The organism is Sphingobacterium hotanense (genome assembly GCF_008274825.1).
Classification (GTDB): Bacteria; Bacteroidota; Bacteroidia; order Sphingobacteriales; family Sphingobacteriaceae; genus Sphingobacterium; species Sphingobacterium hotanense.
In genome coordinates this window covers 1-18,867 of record NZ_CP030848.1, presented here as the reverse complement: position 1 = coordinate 18,867, position 18,867 = coordinate 1, and the positions used below count along the sequence as shown (strand labels likewise).

Below are 18,867 nucleotides of genomic sequence, written 5' to 3'. Positions count from 1 at the left end.
TTAACCTTGTTTTCCGTGACAGTTCTTGTATTTAAGACCTGATCCACAAGGACACTCATCGTTTCTTCCAACCTCTTGTTCTTTACGAATCGGTTGAGTTACTTGCGGCTCCTGTGTATTCAAATCCTCTTCACTAACGCCTGTTGGTGAACTAAGTTCCTCTTTTGTTTCCGTTGTTTTTACCTTCGGAGCCTCCGAACGAGCAGCTTGAATATTCTCTGCTTCTTGTTGTTGTCCCGGGATCTCTCCTTTAAATAAGAAACTAACGATATCTTTATTCATAGAAGCTAACATGTTTTTAAACAAGTTGTAAGCCTCCATTTTATAGATAATAATAGGATCTTTTTGTTCATAAACAGCATTCTGAACAGATTGTTTCAAATCATCCATCTCACGAAGGTGTTCTTTCCATGCTTCATCGATCAAAGCTAGTACAATGCCTTTCTCAAATGATCTGAACACATCCTTACCATTGCTCTCTACTGCTTTCTTCAAATTTGAAGCAACTTGAATGCCACGAATACCATCGCTGAAAGGAATTACGATATTTTCTATCATTCCTCCGCGCTCAGCCATTACATTGGTCAATACTGGCAATGTCATTGCTGCGATGTTTTCTGCTTTCTTATGGTAGTAATTGATTACCTGAGTAAACAATTTCTCTACTAAATCATTTCCTGATGTCGAAGCAAATTCCTCTTTAGAAATCTCCGGATTGATAGCAAATACGCGGATTACTTCAATTTGGAACTCGTCGAAGTTATTATCTTCTTTCGCCTCTAATACGATATCTTCTACAACATCATAGATCGTATTGTTCAAATCCACGTCTAAACGCTCTCCGAACAATGCATTCTTACGTTTTGTGTAAATTACATTACGTTGCGAGTTCATCACATCGTCATACTCTAACAAACGCTTACGAATACCAAAGTTGTTCTCCTCTACTTTACGTTGAGCACGCTCGATAGATTTTGTCAACATACTGTGTTGCATCACCTCGCCATCTTCAACACCCATCTTAACCATTAGGTTAGAGATACGCTCTGAAGCAAATAAACGCATCAATGGATCCTCTAGGGATACAAAGAACTGTGACGAACCTGGGTCACCCTGACGTCCCGCACGACCTCTTAACTGACGGTCAACACGACGAGACTCATGGCGCTCCGTACCGATGATCGCTAAACCACCCGCATTGATAACCTCTTCTGTTAATTTAATATCCGTACCACGACCTGCCATGTTCGTCGCAATAGTAACCTGACCCGGACGACCAGCTTCTGCTACGATATCCGCCTCTTTCTGGTGCAATTTCGCGTTCAACACATTGTGCTTAACACCACGAAGCTTCAACATACGGCTTAATAACTCTGAAATCTCAACGGAAGTCGTACCAACCAATACCGGACGGCCTGCCTCTGTCAATGTCTGGATTTCTTGTGCTACAGCATTATATTTCTCGCGAGCCGTACGATAGATAAAATCTTGACGGTCATCACGTTGAATTCCTTTGTTTGTAGGGATCTCCACAACGTCTAATTTGTAGATTTCCCAAAGCTCTCCTGCTTCTGTAGATGCAGTACCCGTCATCCCTGATAACTTGTGGTACATACGGAAGTAGTTTTGTAAGGTAATCGTCGCGTAAGTTTGTGTCGCGTCCTCTACTTTCACATTTTCTTTCGCCTCGATCGCTTGGTGTAGACCGTCAGAATAACGACGACCATCCATAATACGACCTGTTTGCTCATCTACAATCTTTACTTTACCCTCATCAACGATGTATTGATCATCGATCTCAAATAAAGTATATGCTTTCAACAACTGGTTGATCGAGTGAATACGCTCTGCTTTTACCGAGTAATCGCGCATCAACTCCTCTTTACGTTGTGCTTTCTCTTCTACAGGGATATCTGTTTTTTCGATTTCCGCAATCTCTGTACCTACGTCTGGTAAGATAAAGAAGCTTGGATCTTCTCCAGTAGCTGTAATTAATTCAATACCTTTTTCTGTAAGCTCTACTTGATTGTTTTTCTCATCGATTACAAAGAACAATTCCGCATCTGCCTTCGGCATATGGCGGTTCTGCTCCTGCATATAGTAGTTTTCAACTTTCTGTAAGATCTGACGGTGATTGCCCTCACTTAAGAACTTGATTAAAGCTTTATTCTTTGGTAAACCGCGGTAAGCACGGAATAGTGCTAAACCACCTTTTTCAACGTCTGTATCGCCATCAGCAATTGCTTTCTTAGCTTGATTCAATACGGTATTGATATAAGCTTTTTGCGCATTTACTAAACGTTCGATTCTTGGTTTCAATTGGTAAAACTCATGCTGATCGCCCAATGGGATAGGACCAGAAATAATTAAAGGCGTACGTGCATCGTCAATTAATACCGAGTCAACCTCATCAATCATCGCAAAGTGTAATTTGCGCTGAACCATCGACTCTTTGGTATTGGTCATGTTATCACGCAAATAATCGAAACCGAACTCATTGTTCGTTCCATAAACGATATCCGCTTGGTATGCCTGACGACGTTGTTGTGAGTTAGGCTGGTGTTTGTCGATACAATCAACGCTCAATCCGTGGAATTCGAAGATAGGACCATTCCACTCCGAGTCACGACGTGCTAAGTAATCATTGACCGTTACGATGTGGATACCTTGGCCAGATAGCGCGTTCAAATAAGTAGGCAATGTACCTACTAATGTTTTACCCTCACCTGTAGACATCTCTGCGATCTTACCTTGGTGCAATACAATACCACCGATCAACTGAACATCATAGTGAACCATGTTCCATGTTACGTCCGTACCAGCTGCAGTCCAACTATTTTTCCAGATTGCAAACTCGCCGTCTATAGTAACGTTCGGCTTACGAACCGCTAGGTCTCTATCAAATTGAGTTGCTGTAACCTTGATTTCTTTATTTTCAGTAAAACGTCTTGCTGTTTCTTTGACAACCGCAAAGGCTTCCGGAAGGATCTCCGCTAATACCTCTTCTAATTTCTTGTCGCGGTCTTTGGTTAATTTATCAACTTTCTCGTATGTTGCCGTCTTGTCTTCCATGTCTTCGGTAGCCTCCGCATGTAGTTTCAATTCGTCAATTTCCTTATCAATGTCTTGCAAATATTCAGCAATTCTGCTCTTAAATTCTAGGGTTTTTCCACGCAGTTCATCATGGCTCAAGCCCGATAGCTTCTCGTACTCATCCTTAATCTTCTGTACAATCGGTTGTACACCTTTGATATCTCTTTCAGACTTACTGCCGAATAATTTGCTTAAAAATTTTAACATAATTCTCTATTTCTGTATTGGCATGTACAATAATGGCTCCAAACCCTAGTAGCAGACATTTTGACATTAATCGGGCAAATTTAGTTAATACAGATGATAACTAACAGTTTCCCAAACCTTTTTTATCAATTATTTTACTAAATATATATTTTTTGATGTTGTCGGAATCAGATTCAATGTGCGGGCCTTATCGAACATACGATTGACGGCACGTCTGCCTTCATCCCCAAGTTCCTCAGAATAGCTATTAACGTACAATTCGATGTGTTTATACATGACTTCTTCTTCCATTTCTTGCGCATGCGAACGGATATAGTCAATGCCCGATTTCGGATTCGCAAAGGCATACTGCACGCTTTCCTTCAGCAACCTATTTACCTTTTCTTTGACTTCCTGCGGTAATGATCGCTTAATGACAATTCCCCCTAATGGAATCGGCGAACCTGTCGTTTTTTCCCAAAAGTCCCCAAGGTCCGCAATTTTATGAAGACCCTTGTCCATATAAGTGAACCTGTTCTCATGGATAATCAATCCTACATCGATACTTCCGTCTAGTAAAGATGCTTCTATATCCGAGAATACCATCTCTTGTTTGTTCTGCAAACCTGGATAGGCCAGACCCAACAGGAAATTAGCGGTGGTATATTTGCCGGGAATACCGACTTTTAGATTAGCAAATTCTTCAGGTAGATCGCCTCCGGCGTAACGTCCCAATTGTGCAGCTAATGCCTCATCCTTGCAGATCAATAGCGGCCCTACGCCAAAGCCCAGCGCACTTCCCGCGTCCAGCAATTCGTAGTCTTCAACCGCATAGGCAAAAGCATGGTAGCTTAATTTAGTGATATCCAAATCATTAGCAAATGCCTTCGCATTCAGCGTTTCCACATCATGATATTCCACGTGGAACTGAAGCCCCCCAGTGTCAATCTTTCCATGTATCAACGCATCAAAAATAAATGTATCATTCGGACAGGGCGAGAAGCCCAGTGTCAGTTTTTCCATAACTATAAAGCAGCCTAAATGCTTAAATTGAAATATTCTTCGTAAAAATTAACCACATCATCCCTAAGAAAGTCGCTAAGATCAATCCTGTTGCTATCTTGTCAAAGCCCTTCTTATGCGAAATCCATGCAGCCACCAGATTAACCGTCGCGGCAAGCACATAGAAGCCCGCTGGCTTCGTAGGAAATAGCTGTAGATGCAGTTCCGTAAATTCAGTTAAATAATAAGCTAATGCCGGACTGATTGCGCCCAAGATTAAACCCAATAAAAAATTATTCTTCATCGCTTACTTATCGTCAAAATTCCAAGAATTCAACTCCGGAATTGCATGATGCGCTGTCATGTCAAATTGTGTAGGAACAATGGAGACAAAGCCATTGGCTAGCGCATAAACATCCGTATCCTCGCCGCGATCCTGTAGCAGGAAATTGCCCGTCATCCAAAAGTATTCTCTGTTGTATGGGTCTAAACGTTCATCGAACTCCTCAAACCACTTCGCATTTGCCTGACGACATACCTTAATGCCATGAATATCCTTAGCTATATTCGGAAAATTGACATTCAACAAAGTGTTCTTTGGAAGACCATTTAACAGAACCTGCTGCGCAATAGTCTTCACATAAGATCTGGTATGCGAAAAATCAGCGTTATGCGAGAAATCATCTAATGAAAATCCAATCGATGGAATATCCTCGATAGCTCCCTCTACCGCAGCCGACATCGTTCCTGAATACAACACATTAATCGAATAGTTCAACCCATGATTGATTCCCGAAACACATAAATCAGGTTTCTTGCCTTTAAAGATCTTGTTAACCGCCAATTTAACACAGTCAACAGGCGTACCGGAGCATTTGTACATCTCCACGCCAGGATATAAATCAATCTTATCTAATCGTAAAGGTCTACCGATTGTAATCGCGTGTCCCATGCCCGATTGTGGACTGTCAGGCGCCACAACAATAACATCCCCGATTTCCTGCATAACTTCCAAAAGCACTTTAATGCCCGGAGCAGTAATTCCATCGTCATTTACGACAAGTATAGTAGGTTTCTTTTTCGACATATCGCTAAGTTAGAGAAAAGATATGAAAAGTAGGATTTCGCAAAATCAAGGTTATGTTATTTTTGGGATAGTAGTTAGTATTTAGTATTAAGACCTATGGCGGGTAGTAATATTAGATAAGAGTAGGGGGGTGTCTTGACCTTTGGTTTCCAAAGGACCGTTTCTCTTGAAAAAGAAAGGATGGATTCTAGGATTGGCAGGATATTTTGGTTTGGACCTTTGGCTTCGAAAGGGGCGCTTTCCATGGGTTAAGCCTGCTTCTGCTTAATCCCCTTTCGAACCCAATGATAACCCAATACAAACCGCAATCAAAGCCGCTTCAGAAGTGCTTTGATTGGGGTTATATAAGATAATGAAAAGTGAGTGATGTATAGAAGTTGATATTCTGCACCAACTTTTCAGAAATAAAGATTAGTAAATACTTAGTAAGCGACCATAGGTCTTAATACTAACTACTAAATACTAACTACTATACGCCTATCCTAGGCCTTTAAGCCAAGTGATAACGTCTTCTCTTGTTTGTCCGAGTTTTTGTTGAAGTCTTCCTAATAACTCATCATCTTTTCCTTCTTCATACTTCAAATCATCATCAGTCCAATCAGCATATTCTTGCTTGATTTTACCTTTCATCTCGTTCCATTTTCCTTTTAAATCTAACTTATCCATTTTTTAATCTCCTTTTTTTGTTGTGTGATTACTTTACTAATTACAACAGGGGATTGCAGGATTTGTTTTGAATTTTTTCGGAAAGAGTGGGGGTGATTTAAGAATATAAACCCTTTTTATCGATAAACTCGATGACCTTATCTGGCGTATAGAATTTAATAGATTTGCCGTTTTTGACAGCCTGGCGCAAGAATGTGGAAGATAGTTCCATTACTGGGGTTTCAGTCATGGTTATGGAAGGATGGTTCTTCAGCTCTCCGCCGTCATAGCCGGGGCGAGGATAAACCACAATGCGATAATCCCGGAGTAGGATATCCGCATTTTTCCATTTCATTAATCCCTGTAGATTGTCCTCTCCCATGATTAAGATAAAATCCTTCGTTGGATATTTTTCCTTCAGATGGGTCAGGGTATCTATGGTATAAGAGGGTTGGGGCAATTTAAACTCAATGTCGGACGCCTTTAATTTGTCGACACCCTCGATTGCCAGATTGACCATCTCCAACCGATCGTACATATTGCCCAAACTCTTCTTCTCTTTGAATGGGTTTTGCGGTGATACCACGAACCAAACCTCATCCAAAGCGGTATAATTTGCCATATAATTAGCAATAATCAGGTGACCGATATGCACCGGATTAAAAGATCCGAAAAACAAACCTACCTGTGTATTGCTCATTTATGAATTGATAAAATCTAAAACTAGCTTTTCTGCTTCCGCACAAGCGGTTTCTAAATCGTTGTTCTGAAGCACCACGTCAAACTTGTTAGCAAAACTTAATTCATGCTCTGCTTTTGCAAATCGCTCTTTCAACTTCTCCTCAGAGTCTGTGCCACGACCTGTTAGGCGTTCTTTCAGCACTTCTAAGGATGGTGGATTTACGAATATCGCTAAAGCTTCCTCCGGAAATTTAGACTTTAAGCGCAAGCCTCCCACAACATCAATATCAAAGATTACATGCTTGCCTTCGTTCCAAATGCGTTCAACCTCTGCGCGCAGTGTTCCGTAAAAAGTACCGCTATACACCTCTTCAAACTCAATAAACTCTTGTTTGGCTACTTTATGAAGGAAATCTTCTTTAGAAATGAAATAATAGTCTACACCATCTTGCTCGGTTCCGCGAGCTTCCCGTGTACTTGCAGAGATAGAAAAAGCAATCTTATCCCCGTGTTTTTCCAATAGTCGTTTAACTATGGTTGTTTTTCCCGCTCCGGAAGGAGCAGAAAAGATTAATAATTTACCGTTCATGCTATAGTACGTTTAGCAATTGCTCTTTTACTTTTTCTAATTCATCCTTCATCTTCACGACGATCTGTTGGATCTGCGCATTATTGGCTTTAGAACCAAGGGTATTGATCTCACGACCCATCTCTTGCGAGATGAAACCTAATTTCTTCCCATTAGAATCAGCACCGTTCAATGCATCGATGAAGTAGTTACAGTGGCTACGAAGGCGAACTTTCTCTTCGGTAATATCTAATTTCTCAATATAGAATACCAACTCCTGCTCGAAGCGGTTCATATCGACATTTTCCTTACCGACCGCCTCTTCCATATATTGGTTGATGCGTTCGCGAATCAATGGGATACGGCTACCCTCTACTGATTCAACCTCTGTAAGATGTGATAAAATCAATTCTACACGATGTTGCAAGTCTTGTTTAAGCACATTGCCCTCGTCCTTACGGAAGGTGTTGAATTTTTCTACAGCAGCATAAAAAGCCGATGTTAGGACATTTCCTTCTTCTTCATCTACTTCATCATCATGACTGATTACCTCAGGCATATTCAAAGCTTGCTCGAATAGGTTGGTTTTGGAATCGCCCAATTGTGTTGCAATTTCCTGAAGCTGCACATAGTATGCTTTCAACAGCTCAGCATTGATAGAGGCTCCTTTTGCCGTTTGGTCGACATATTCGGTAGAAATGTTGATATTGACTTTTCCGCGCTCGATCAGCTTACTGCATTCCCCGCGGAGGAATAGTTCCTTGTCAGAAACTGCTTTTGGTAGGCGTAAGTTGAGTTCTAAAAACTTAGAATTTAAAGACTTGATTTCTACGGTATATTTAACGGTTCCATTATCGGCAGAACCAATACCATAACCTGTCATTGATTTTATCATATGCAAAGGTATAAAACTTCAAGAAAAGAAATAAGCCTATTTACCAATCATGTTTAGCGATAATGACACAGATATAGGTTTTGTAGGTCGAGCCCCGTGGAACGCGCGCAAAGCCTATCCCAACATCCTTGAGTGAGCCATTCCATTGGTCCATACCTAAAAGATGTTTGCGATGCATCTTTCCCGGCGATCCATGACCAATAATAAATGCCTCGATAGCATCCACGCCACTAGCGTGATTTGCTGCAATAGACTCAAAATTATTATTAGAACGGCGCTTCAGCCAATCTTTATTCAAGTCGTAGCCTGCCTTTTGGATATAATAATTCGGTCCTATGCCTTCAGGGTTGGTATGATCGAAATAGTTTCTATTAGCCATATCGTAGGCTCTATACTCTGCTACCTTCGCTAAATCCTTATTCCAAACCAACTTGGTGCGGGTCACCTGTTTGATATTCGAGATCTGTAATGCTCTGCGATATTTTTCAGGATTGCTACGAATTTTATTGAGATACTCATAGGCTTTCTTCGCTTCTGAACGGTCAAGTTTAATGTTTTTCTGTGCAAAAATGGGGTTCACCCATAGGGCAATAGCAAGTAATAGATAGCGCATAGTTTTTCTTTTTACAGACTAGTAACAACAAAAAGCGTTTAAACAGCCTTCGTTATTTTTTACTGTTAGAAAAACGTGCTTTTATGACTTCTATTATAGCCGGTAGGAGTGAGATACCGATAATCGCCAGTACCACAAGGGAAAAATTATTTTTCACGAATGGAATCTGTCCAAAGAAATAACCAACAATCAGGAACAAGGATACCCATAAGATACCACCGACGATATTATAGAGCCCAAACTTACTATAGGGCATCTTCACAATACCGGCAACGAATGGGGCAAAGGTGCGGACAATAGGCACAAAGCGGGCGTAGATAATAGTTTTTAACCCGTATTTGTTGTAGAAATTTTGAGTCTTTTCGAGATAGGCAGGTTTAAAGATTTTAGAACCCGGTTTGAATACTCGGGCACCGAAATGTTTCCCTATTTCATAATTCACGAAATCGCCTATAATAGCGGCGGCAATCAGTAAACCCATCATCACAAATAAATTGAGATCGGTCTCCGGCTTGGCAATCAATGCGCCTGCAGCGAATAAAACAGAATCTCCGGGCAAGAAGGGCGTAACGACAAGACCTGTTTCAGCAAAGATGATCAGAAAGAGGATGAGGTAGGTCCAAGCTTGATATTCTTGGGTGATATTGACCAGATGCACATCAATGTGCAGGATAAAGTCGATGAGGGTACTGATAAGTTCCATTGTTCATTTAAAACTTTGTAAAAGTCTTAAAGTTTGAGCGAAATAACAAAATAGATAAAAGACATTTTGAAATTTCTATAACAATCGAATAGATACAAAAAAAGGAAGCTTTTTAGGCTTCCTTCTTTTTTCCGTATTTTTCTTTTACTACTTCGATAATTGGAGGCAGCATCGATAATAAGATAATGGCGAAAATAACAATCGTGAAATTGTCTTTGATAATAGGTAAACCACCAAAGAAGTATCCTATGAATAGGAAGGAGGTAACCCATAAGATTGCGCCGATTACATTATATGATGCGAATTTAGCGTAGGACATGGATCCTACTCCCGCCACGAAAGGAGCAAATGTTCTGATGATTGGAACAAAACGAGCATAGATAATGGTCTTTCCACCATACTTCTCGTAGAATTTCTCTGTTTTCTCCAGGTATTCTTTTTTCAAGAACTTATATTTCCCGCTGAATGCCTTCGGTCCGATATACTTCCCAATATGGTAATTGACCAAGTCGCCCAGAATACCGGCAACCATCAATAGAATCCACATCACAAAGACATTTAAATCTGTTTCAGGTTTTGCGATAATAGCTCCTGCTGCAAATAAAAGGGAGTCTCCAGGTAGAAAAGGAGTAACGACAAGACCAGTCTCTGCGAAAATAATAAGAAACAAGATCAGGTATGTCCAGGTCTGATAGTTATTGACGATTTCCACAAGATGGTCATCGATATGGAGAATAAAGTCAATAATCGAATAGATAAAATCCAAAGTCTTTCGCTAATTAAATATTGTTCAACATCACAGGCATCACTAACATCAAGACATCAACACCGTCTTCTTTGATTGCTGGCAACAATAAGCCCGCACGATTAGGTGTGCTCATCTCTAACACGACTTCTTCGCAGTTCAAGTTGTTCAACATCTCTACTAAGAATTTCGCATTGAAACCGATCTCCATGTCTTCTCCTTCAAATTGACAGCTTAAGCGCTCATGTGCTTCGTTAGAGAAGTCTAAATCCTCTGCTGAAATATGTAGTTCAGATCCTGAGATCTTTAAACGCACCTGATGTGTTGTCTTATTAGCGAAAATAACAACACGACGTAAGGTGTTTAAGAATAAGGAACGATCTACTGTTAGCTTATTCGGGTTTAAGCGAGGTATTACAGCTTCGTAATCAGGATAGCGCTCGTCGATTAAACGACAGATAAGGCTGATGTTTCCAAACTGGAAGAATGCATTTGTATTATTGTATTCGATTGAAACATTGACATCATCCGATGGCAAAGAAGACTTCAACAAAGTAAGTGCTTTCTTAGGAAGGATAAGTGATGTCGGCTTTTCAGCACCGATATCCGTACGGCGATAGCGAACTAATTTGTGCGCATCGGTAGCTACGAATGTGATAGATTGTTCTGCCAATTGAACTAATACACCAGACATTGCTGGGCGAAGTTCATCATTGCTCACCGCAAAGATTGTTTTGTTGATTGCTTCCAATAGAACGGGAGCAGCCAAGTTTACTGTTGAGATGTTATCAACAACCGGTATTTTAGGGAAATCATCGGCATTTTCACCGCTTAATTTATACTTACCATCACCCGCACTGATCTCAATGGCTAACGTGCTCATATCAACAGAGAATGCTACTGGTTGATCAGGCAATGTTTTCAATGTTTCGATTAAGATCTTCGATGGCATCGCCACGCGACCTTCTTCTTTCGCTTCGATCTGCAAGCTGGTAACCATACTGGTTTGCAAGTCGGTAGCTGAAATTGTCAACAAGTTATCTTTGATTTCAAACAAGAAGTTCTCTAAGATTGGGAGCACTGTGCTAGAGCTAGATGCGCCGCTAATAGATTGTAATTGTTTTAATAAAATAGAGGTGGATACAATAAATCTCATTTCCTGGGAAAAATAGTTTTTATATGCAATAATACAGAAAAGAATCTAAATATTTCAAAAGCAAATGTTACTTCCTCCGTAATAAAATCAAAGCGGTATCTATATTTTTGTAACTTTGCCTATAAAGTATGCAGTTTAAAAGGATAATAGGGCATCAAGCACTTAAACAACAGCTTGTATCTACCGTTAAAGAAAATAGAGTGAGCCATGCACAGCTCTTTTTGGGCCCTGAGGGCTCGGGGAGCCTAGCACTCGCTGTAGCCTATGCTCAGTATATCAACTGCGAGGATAAACAAGATGATGACAGTTGTGGCAAATGTGCTTCCTGCATCAAATATGAAAAGTTAATCCACCCTGATTTACATTTCTCGTATCCCTTTTTCGCTAAGAAAGCAGACGAAACCGCTACGACCTATATGGAAGAGTGGAGGACGGCATTTTTAGCTAATCCATACTTAAGTTTAACACATTGGCGAGGACAGCTAGAAGCTGAAAACAAACAGGCGAACATCAATATCGCTGAAGCGCATGATATTATCAAAAAGCTTAGTTTGAAGTCCTTTGAGGCTGAATATAAGGTCTTGATCATGTGGCTTCCGGAGTATTTGGACACGCAAGGAAATGCATTGCTAAAGCTTATTGAAGAACCGCCCGCAAAGACACTCTTCTTATTAGTTGCGGAAAATCAAGACAAGATATTAAATACCATTATTTCCAGAACGCAATTGGTGAAAGTCAATAAGCTGAGTCATGATGAGTTGACATCTTATCTAATAGAAGAAAAACATATAAACAGCGACCGAGCAAACGAAATCGCTTTTATAGCGGATGGTAATATACAGGAAGCCATCGATCAGCTTGCCGAAGAGGAAAATGCTCATTTTGACCTGCTGATACGTTGGTTTCGCTTTATCGTTACGGACTCTGGGCTAAATATCATACAGCTTTGTGAAGAAGAGCTGAGCAAATTAGGGCGAGAGAATCAAAAAATCTTCCTGATCTACAGCATAAACGTGCTCCGACAGATCGTTTTGATGCAGAATGGAGCCTCAGATATGTTGTTTTTGAAGGGAGAAGAACTAGATTTCGTAAAAAAGTTTGCCGAAATAACTAGCCTAGAACAGCTAACAGAGGCGATTGACCTGCTCGAGAAAACACATTATTCTGTTGAAAGAAATGCAAATCCTAAAATATTATTTTTAGATTTATCTTTGCAGTTAGTTTTATTATTTAAATACAAGACGTCTCTTAAGGAGACTCAATATATATAAAAAGGAAAATATGGGATGTGGCAGTTGCTCATCCGGGGGTGGTTGCGGAAGCAATACACTTGGTACTGTTCCGGCCGGTTGTAATAACAACGGGACCTGCATGACCAGCGGATGTAATAAATTAGATATATACGATTGGCTAGTTGATATGGACTTGCCTTCAAATTATAAACCGTTTGATATTGTTGAAGTTAGATTTAAAGGTTCTCGAAAGGAATTCTTTGTAAATACCGATAACATCTACTTAGAAATGGGCGAAATGGTGGCCGTAGAACCTAATACCGGGGGATACGATATTGGCCATGTTTCATTAACAGGCGAATTAGTTCGCTTGCAGCTCAAGAAAAACAATATCAAACCAGAAGATGTAGTCAAGAAAATCTACCGGAAAGCTAACGAAAATGATGTTGCCAAATATCAGTTGGCGAAGGATCTGGAATGGGAAACCATGCACCGTGCTCGTAATTTAGCGCTGGAGCTAGGTCTTTCCATGAAAATATCCGATGTAGATTACCAAGGTGATAAGACTAAAGCTACTTTCTATTACACGGCTGAAGGTCGTGTTGACTTTAGAGAGCTGATTAAGCGCATGGCGGAGGCGTTCCGTATCCGTATTGAAATGAGACAGATCGGGATGCGACAGGAAGCTAGCCGCTTAGGCGGTATTGGTAGCTGTGGTCGCGAGCTTTGCTGTTCTACTTGGTTAACCGACTTCAAAACAGTTTCTACGTCTGCAGCAAGGTATCAGAACCTTTCGCTGAACACGTTGAAACTTGCCGGACAATGCGGTAAGTTGAAATGCTGTTTGAACTATGAACTGGATAGCTATATGGATGCGCTGAAAGACATACCTTCCAATATCGAACGTATCGAAACCGAGATAGGCGTAGCATATTTACAGAAGATCGATATCTTCAAAAAGACCATGTGGTTCTCTTATCCGCGTGCTGAAAGCTGGATTCCATTATCGGCAGAGAAGGTTAAGGAATTCGCTGCAATGAACGCAGATGGTAAAAAACCTGCTGAGTTAGGCGTTGTACAAGATGATGAGGACGATAAGGTAATTGCGCCAGACTATGAAAACGTAGTTGGACAGGATAGCTTGACTCGCTTAGACGACCGTAATAGAAAGAAAAGGAAGAAGAAAAAGAAATCTCCTAACAATACGAACGATAAGCCTCAGGATAATGCAGCAAGACCTAAACAGGAGGCAAATCCACAGGTAAAGCCAGCAAATAGGAGACAAAGGCAAAAGCCTAATCCGAACAACAATACAGAGGGTCAGCAACCGAAAGCACAGTCGGCTGAAGGTAAAGAGGGAAATCAAAACCCTAGACCGAAAAGACGTCCGAACAATAATAGAAATAAAAACAATAACAGACCTCAGGACGGAGGTTCGAAACCTGAAAATTAATACCGTAAAGGAATGAAAGCATACATCGGTTTGTTTCTTATGCTCGTCTTCTTGCTGAGTTCATGCCAAGAGGGCTACTTCTTTGAAAAGAATATCGATATCCCAAAACAAAGTTGGGACTATAATAACAAACCCGCTTTCGATGTACAGATAACAGCGCCAAACACTAAGTTTGACGTCTATGTCAATCTTCGTCATAATGCCTATTATCCCTTTTCCAATATTTTTATTCTATTGCATGAAAAGGGCAAGGGACTTAAAGACACCGCATATCGACATGAGGTTAAACTGGCGGAACTAGACGGCCGCTGGACAGGCAAGTCGGCGGGAAACCTTTACGAGCAATCGATACTGGTGAAAGAGAACTTTACATTCCCGGATACGGGGAAATATGTATTCTCTATTGAACAAAATATGCGTGAGAACCCACTTCATGGAATTAATGATGTGGGTTTGAAGCTTATTCAAAAGTAAGGTTATGCTGATTCTACGATGGTTATTACTCCCTTTTACCATCCTCTATACCCTTATTATATGGGTTAGAAATCAATGCTATGACCTAGGCATATTCCAATCTAAATCCTTCCCTGTAAACACAATCGTCATCGGTAATTTAGCAGTTGGCGGAGCTGGAAAGTCTCCATTAGTACAGTTTTTAGTAGATAAGCTTCAACAGCGTTATAAGCTTGCGACGCTCAGCAGAGGCTATGGTCGGAAAACCAAGGGCTTCCGGAAAGTAGAGCTTTCTGATACCGTGGAATCTGTAGGAGACGAGCCGCTGCAGATTAAGAAGAACCATCCACATATTACCGTCGCTGTCGATGAGAATAGGGCAGAGGGTATCGAAATCCTTCAAAAGGATCACGATCTTATTCTGTTAGACGATGCTTTTCAGCATAGAAAGGTAAAACCTACCTGTTCCATTTTATTATTTGATTATTATTCCATCTTAAATCCTATCCTGCTGCTGCCTACCGGCAATTTTAGAGATACCTTCGACCAAACTAAGCGCGCCGACATTATTTTAATAACCAAATGTCCAAGTACTATTCGGCCGGAAGAGAAGAATCACATAGAACAGAAGATCAGAAAGCACAATGCGAAGGCTAGTATCTTTTATTCCAACATAAAATATTTGCCGATAAAGCCTCTATCTTCTGATATAAGTGTAGATAATCTTTCGGACTACTCTTTACTGCTTATTACAGGAATCGCTAATCCTGAGCCACTAAAAGAGCATCTGATCAATCTTGGAATATCGTTTCAACATATTGCATATCCCGATCATCATGATTTCCAAGCGAAGGACTATAAAAAAATTTTATCCTGTTATGAGGAAGTAGCTAGCAAAAAGAAGCTTATACTGACAACAGAAAAGGATGCGCAGCGTATGGACATCAGCCAATTAGTTCATATTCCTGTCTATTATATCCCCATTGAAACGAATATTATTGAAGAGAATAGCTTTCTAGAGCAGGTCGTGGAAAAGCTATCTAACTAAGACTCTACGGTAAAAACACTCCTCCCGTATTTATCCCTTCCATTTCACGTATTTTTATCTCTATACTATTAAAAATATTGCTTAACAGGTGTTTAAAGCTATTTTTTGCCTACTATTTATCGAATTAAACAAGGTAAATTCTTGTTAAGAAATGTTAAAAAGTAACAAACCTGATACAAACAGATAATAAATCAGTCAATTCGGTTGTTATTATTGTACAGAAACGGAGTAAATAAATAAATTTTAAACGAAAAAAAAACACATCATGAAAAAGTTATTTTTAGCAGTATCCGCAGTATTATTTTCATTAACTCTAACATTTGCACAGGAAGTAAATCCTGAGGAAAAAGCAAAACAAACAGTTACCGAGTGGACTTCACAATTGAACTTGACTCAAGAGCAACAAACACAGATCTATGATATCGTGTTAGAAGCTAAAAAAGCAAAACACGCGATCAAATCTGATGCTGCGCAAACAGACGAAGCAAAGAAAGCAGAACAATTAGCCGCGATTACAGCTGACTTAGATAGCAAAGTGGTTGGTTTATTAACTGAAGAACAAAAACCATTGTATGCTAAAATCGTGGAAGAACGTGCTGCAAAAAAACAAGCACCAGAGGCACAACCACAACCTCAACAATAATCTGAAATTATTCATGTTTCATATAAAAGAGGGTTTGGACTATGACAAACCCTCTTTTTTGCTGAAAGTGTCTGTTTTCAAAGGCAATCAATAACCCTCATCCATGCTGCTGTTTCAATGCAAACATGAAAGTTTTTATACCGTACAGCAATCGAGTAAGAAGATAGGGATTATTTCCCTATCTGTCCTCTCACACCACCCGGCATACGGATCCGTACCAAGGCGGTTTGTTAGAATAACGTCGTTTGATGACGTTGTTCTCCAGTAATAGTAGTCTGCAAATCCTTCGTAACCTAGTTTAGTAAAGTATGAGTTTGTTAGCGTTGTTTGAACGATAGGGCTTGTCCCTGTCCGAGTATAGGATTTACGGGTGTTCGCATGTTGGTAGGCAAGCCAGCGTTTGGCTCCCAGTTTCATGAAGTTCCGAATTCGATTACCTGCGGTCTTCCATTGTTTCCAAAGCAGAACACGCAAGCGTCTTCGCACTAGTTTATCTAGTGCTAACATCACCTTCTTATTCGTTGCTCTACGAAAGTAATCCACCCAGCCGTGAATAATTTGCCGTAGTTTAGTCAGTCGCTCATGCATAGCAGTAACTGTATTACGTCGAGTATTTTGACGTAACTTCTCTCGGATTCGTTCGATACTCTTTGCAGAGATACGAATCTGCCAATCTCCTTGAGTTTTGAAGAAACTAAAGCCGAGTAAACTACTTTGGGAAGGTTTGCTTACCTTACTCTTTTCACGGTTCACCTTCAGCTTTAGTGTAGATTCGATGTAGCTGGTGATGTTGCGCATAATACGAGTGGCGGATTTATTGCTCTTCGTGTAGATACTACAGTCATCCGCATAACGTACAAATCGATGTCCACGGGAGCTGAGTTCCGTATCTATTTCGTTCAGGATGATGTTTGACAAAAAGTGGACTTAAAGGACTGCCCTGTATCCGCTACATTTAACATGGTGTTTCCGTACAGTTCAGGGCTTTGACTTGTTTTGCAGCCTCACCCAACACTTGCGGCCTTGTACGTAGTTTCTGTTCGTCGGACCCAGGTTTTGCCTCAGGTTTCCTTCAGATTCCACCTTGCGGTGGACACCCTTGTCCTAAGCTAACACTTCCCACTGCAAAAGCGTGTTCGGGACTTACACCCTAGAGTTATTGCACATGCTGGGCACACAAAAGAAAGGGCATCCTCATCAGATGCCCTTTTAAAATCTTTTAGCTTTACTATATGTTTAAGAAGCCTTTAACTTCTTTTGAATATCTTGCACGTAAGTTTTGAATTTCTTATCCGTCTCGATCAAGTCCTCTACTGTTTGACATGCGTAGATAACCGTTGAGTGATCTCGTCCTCCAAAGAAACTACCGATAGATTTAAGTGATGACTTCGTATGATTCTTAGCCAAGTACATCGAAATCTGTCTCGCCTGAACGATTTCACGTTTCCGAACTTTCGATTTTACCATCTCTACAGGCACTTCGAAATATTCACAAACTAGTTTTTGAATGTATTCCATTGAAATCTCTTTGTGGGTATTCTTCACAAAGTTCTTCAACATAGATTTTGCAAGGTTCAAATCGATCTCGCGCTTGTTTAATGTTGATTGGGCTAGTAATGATACCATAGCACCCTCTAATTCGCGAACTGAATTATCAATTTGATTTGCAACATACTCTACCACATTTTCTGGCAGCTCGATACCATCAGAGTACATCTTCTTCTTTAAGATCGCCATACGGGTTTCCAAATCTGGAACCTGGATATCCGCTGATAAACCCCACTTAAAGCGGCTCAATAAGCGTTCTTCAAGTCCTGAAAGATCCTTAGGCGCCTTGTCAGAAGTCAAAATAATCTGCTTTCCTGTCTGATGCAAGTGGTTGAAGATATGGAAGAAGATATCCTGCGTCTTCTCCTTACCGGCAAAGTTATGCACGTCGTCCATAATAATAACGTCCATAGCCTGGTAGAAATTCACGAAGTCATTGATCGTATTGTTCTTTAAAGAGTCAACAAATTGCTGACAGAACTTCTCACATGACACGTAAATAACAAGTTTGTCCGGAAGATTACGCTTAATCTCGTTTCCGATAGCTTGCGCAAGGTGTGTCTTCCCTAACCCTACATCGCCATAAACCATCAAGGGGTTGAATGATGTACCTCCTGGTTTGTTTGCCACCGCATAGCCCGCCGAACGTGCCAAACGATTACACTCCCCTTCAATGAAGTTATCGAAAGTGTAGTTCTGGTTCAATTGCGGATCAACTTGCAATTTCTTCAAGCCAGGAATCACGAATGGATTCTTGATGTTCTTATTAAGCGCTACAGGAACTGGAATCGACTGTCTCTTGCCCTCTGCACCATTACCATTTGAAGGAATGTTTGTTGTATAGGGAGTGTTCGCCGAGGACTTCTCTACTACGATGTTGTACTCCAAACGACCTTGCTCTCCTAAAAACTTTTTAACCGTTTTTCTGAGGATACCTACGTAATGCTCTTCTAACCACTCGTAGAAAAACAAACTAGGTACTTGAATAGTTAAAACGTTTCCTTCAAGACGTACAGCTTTAACGGGTTCGAACCATGTTTTAAAACTTTGTGTCGGTATGTTATCTTTTATGACCGCAAGACAACTTTCCCAAACACTTGTACACGTTTTTTCCAT

At 40.5% G+C, this 18,867-nt stretch carries 19 protein-coding genes; 5 read left to right on the top strand and 14 right to left on the bottom strand.

All coding sequences use genetic code 11. The features are described 5' to 3' along the window. The 12 genes from secA to dnaN form a co-directional block, all read right to left on the bottom strand. Complete coding sequence (secA, locus tag DSM08_RS00095; RefSeq protein ID WP_149524217.1) at nucleotides 1-3,300, bottom strand: preprotein translocase subunit SecA; 3,300 nt, start codon at nucleotides 3,298-3,300, stop codon at nucleotides 1-3. A gap of 129 nt (nucleotides 3,301-3,429) precedes the next feature. Beyond that, entirely contained in the window at nucleotides 3,430-4,302 is an 873-nt protein-coding gene (locus DSM08_RS00090; protein WP_149524216.1) for a 1,4-dihydroxy-6-naphthoate synthase, read from the bottom strand. Between the two features lie 22 nt (nucleotides 4,303-4,324). Next, nucleotides 4,325-4,585 carry a hypothetical protein gene (locus tag DSM08_RS00085; RefSeq protein WP_149524215.1) on the bottom strand — a complete coding sequence of 87 codons (261 nt, stop codon included), beginning with the start codon at nucleotides 4,583-4,585 and terminating at the stop codon, nucleotides 4,325-4,327. 3 nt (nucleotides 4,586-4,588) lie between these two features. After that, nucleotides 4,589-5,368, bottom strand: a complete 780-nt coding sequence (gene surE, locus DSM08_RS00080; protein ID WP_149524214.1) for a 5'/3'-nucleotidase SurE — start codon at nucleotides 5,366-5,368, stop codon at nucleotides 4,589-4,591. Nucleotides 5,369-5,845: 477 nt separating this feature from the next. Then, nucleotides 5,846-6,034, bottom strand: a complete 189-nt coding sequence (locus DSM08_RS00075) for a CsbD family protein (protein ID WP_149524213.1) — start codon at nucleotides 6,032-6,034, stop codon at nucleotides 5,846-5,848. A 97-nt stretch (nucleotides 6,035-6,131) separates the two neighbouring features. Further along, a complete protein-coding gene (gene nadD / locus DSM08_RS00070) occupies nucleotides 6,132-6,713 on the bottom strand; it encodes a nicotinate (nicotinamide) nucleotide adenylyltransferase (protein ID WP_149524212.1) in 582 nt (193 codons plus the stop codon). Further along, the gene (gmk, locus tag DSM08_RS00065; protein ID WP_149524211.1) at nucleotides 6,714-7,283 is read right to left on the bottom strand and encodes a guanylate kinase; all 570 of its coding nucleotides are present in this window, start codon (nucleotides 7,281-7,283) and stop codon (nucleotides 6,714-6,716) included. 1 nt (nucleotide 7,284) lies between these two features. Then, nucleotides 7,285-8,157: a YicC/YloC family endoribonuclease gene (locus DSM08_RS00060; protein ID WP_149524210.1), complete on the bottom strand. Its 873-nt coding sequence runs from the start codon at nucleotides 8,155-8,157 to the stop codon at nucleotides 7,285-7,287. 40 nt (nucleotides 8,158-8,197) lie between these two features. Beyond that, on the bottom strand, nucleotides 8,198-8,770 hold the full coding sequence (locus tag DSM08_RS00055; RefSeq protein ID WP_149524209.1) for a CAP domain-containing protein: 573 nt from the start codon (nucleotides 8,768-8,770) through the stop codon (nucleotides 8,198-8,200). A gap of 52 nt (nucleotides 8,771-8,822) precedes the next feature. Next, complete coding sequence (locus tag DSM08_RS00050; protein ID WP_149524208.1) at nucleotides 8,823-9,473, bottom strand: DedA family protein; 651 nt, start codon at nucleotides 9,471-9,473, stop codon at nucleotides 8,823-8,825. 112 nt (nucleotides 9,474-9,585) lie between these two features. Then, entirely contained in the window at nucleotides 9,586-10,239 is a 654-nt protein-coding gene (locus DSM08_RS00045) for a DedA family protein (protein WP_149524207.1), read from the bottom strand. Between the two features lie 13 nt (nucleotides 10,240-10,252). Next, entirely contained in the window at nucleotides 10,253-11,374 is a 1,122-nt protein-coding gene (dnaN, locus tag DSM08_RS00040; protein WP_149524206.1) for a DNA polymerase III subunit beta, read from the bottom strand. A 128-nt stretch (nucleotides 11,375-11,502) separates the two neighbouring features. Between dnaN and DSM08_RS00035 the strand changes: the two genes are divergently transcribed. The 5 genes from DSM08_RS00035 (at nucleotide 11,503) to DSM08_RS00015 (ending at nucleotide 16,203) form a co-directional block, all read left to right on the top strand. Next, the gene (locus DSM08_RS00035) at nucleotides 11,503-12,645 is read left to right on the top strand and encodes a DNA polymerase III subunit (RefSeq protein ID WP_149524205.1); all 1,143 of its coding nucleotides are present in this window, start codon (nucleotides 11,503-11,505) and stop codon (nucleotides 12,643-12,645) included. Between the two features lie 10 nt (nucleotides 12,646-12,655). Next, nucleotides 12,656-14,059, top strand: a complete 1,404-nt coding sequence (locus tag DSM08_RS00030; protein WP_187773918.1) for a PSP1 domain-containing protein — start codon at nucleotides 12,656-12,658, stop codon at nucleotides 14,057-14,059. A 12-nt stretch (nucleotides 14,060-14,071) separates the two neighbouring features. After that, entirely contained in the window at nucleotides 14,072-14,533 is a 462-nt protein-coding gene (locus tag DSM08_RS00025) for a gliding motility lipoprotein GldH (protein ID WP_149524203.1), read from the top strand. 4 nt (nucleotides 14,534-14,537) lie between these two features. Continuing rightward, a complete protein-coding gene (gene lpxK / locus DSM08_RS00020; protein ID WP_149524202.1) occupies nucleotides 14,538-15,560 on the top strand; it encodes a tetraacyldisaccharide 4'-kinase in 1,023 nt (340 codons plus the stop codon). A gap of 265 nt (nucleotides 15,561-15,825) precedes the next feature. After that, a complete protein-coding gene (locus DSM08_RS00015) occupies nucleotides 15,826-16,203 on the top strand; it encodes a hypothetical protein (protein ID WP_149524201.1) in 378 nt (125 codons plus the stop codon). 135 nt (nucleotides 16,204-16,338) lie between these two features. On the opposite strand, the gene DSM08_RS00010 is transcribed toward DSM08_RS00015, so the two are convergent. Both DSM08_RS00010 and dnaA read right to left on the bottom strand, forming a co-directional pair. Continuing rightward, the gene (locus DSM08_RS00010; RefSeq protein ID WP_223110844.1) at nucleotides 16,339-17,121 is read right to left on the bottom strand and encodes a group II intron maturase-specific domain-containing protein; all 783 of its coding nucleotides are present in this window, start codon (nucleotides 17,119-17,121) and stop codon (nucleotides 16,339-16,341) included. A 318-nt stretch (nucleotides 17,122-17,439) separates the two neighbouring features. Then, complete coding sequence (dnaA, locus tag DSM08_RS00005) at nucleotides 17,440-18,867, bottom strand: chromosomal replication initiator protein DnaA (RefSeq protein ID WP_149524200.1); 1,428 nt, start codon at nucleotides 18,865-18,867, stop codon at nucleotides 17,440-17,442.

Coding starts and splice junctions, on each gene's coding strand:
- DSM08_RS00075 (WP_149524213.1), bottom strand. CDS start 6,034: ATGGATAAGTTAGATTTAAAAGGAAAATGGAACGAGATGAAAGGTAAA.
- gmk (WP_149524211.1), bottom strand. CDS start 7,283: ATGAACGGTAAATTATTAATCTTTTCTGCTCCTTCCGGAGCGGGAAAA.
- DSM08_RS00050 (WP_149524208.1), bottom strand. CDS start 9,473: ATGGAACTTATCAGTACCCTCATCGACTTTATCCTGCACATTGATGTG.
- nadD (WP_149524212.1), bottom strand. CDS start 6,713: ATGAGCAATACACAGGTAGGTTTGTTTTTCGGATCTTTTAATCCGGTG.
- DSM08_RS00015 (WP_149524201.1), top strand. CDS start 15,826: ATGAAAAAGTTATTTTTAGCAGTATCCGCAGTATTATTTTCATTAACT.
- DSM08_RS00055 (WP_149524209.1), bottom strand. CDS start 8,770: ATGCGCTATCTATTACTTGCTATTGCCCTATGGGTGAACCCCATTTTT.
- DSM08_RS00090 (WP_149524216.1), bottom strand. CDS start 4,302: ATGGAAAAACTGACACTGGGCTTCTCGCCCTGTCCGAATGATACATTT.
- DSM08_RS00085 (WP_149524215.1), bottom strand. CDS start 4,585: ATGAAGAATAATTTTTTATTGGGTTTAATCTTGGGCGCAATCAGTCCG.
- dnaN (WP_149524206.1), bottom strand. CDS start 11,374: ATGAGATTTATTGTATCCACCTCTATTTTATTAAAACAATTACAATCT.
- surE (WP_149524214.1), bottom strand. CDS start 5,368: ATGTCGAAAAAGAAACCTACTATACTTGTCGTAAATGACGATGGAATT.
- DSM08_RS00025 (WP_149524203.1), top strand. CDS start 14,072: ATGAAAGCATACATCGGTTTGTTTCTTATGCTCGTCTTCTTGCTGAGT.
- dnaA (WP_149524200.1), bottom strand. CDS start 18,867: ATGGAAAAAACGTGTACAAGTGTTTGGGAAAGTTGTCTTGCGGTCATA.
- lpxK (WP_149524202.1), top strand. CDS start 14,538: ATGCTGATTCTACGATGGTTATTACTCCCTTTTACCATCCTCTATACC.
- DSM08_RS00060 (WP_149524210.1), bottom strand. CDS start 8,157: ATGATAAAATCAATGACAGGTTATGGTATTGGTTCTGCCGATAATGGA.
- DSM08_RS00035 (WP_149524205.1), top strand. CDS start 11,503: ATGCAGTTTAAAAGGATAATAGGGCATCAAGCACTTAAACAACAGCTT.
- DSM08_RS00030 (WP_187773918.1), top strand. CDS start 12,656: ATGGGATGTGGCAGTTGCTCATCCGGGGGTGGTTGCGGAAGCAATACA.
- secA (WP_149524217.1), bottom strand. CDS start 3,300: ATGTTAAAATTTTTAAGCAAATTATTCGGCAGTAAGTCTGAAAGAGAT.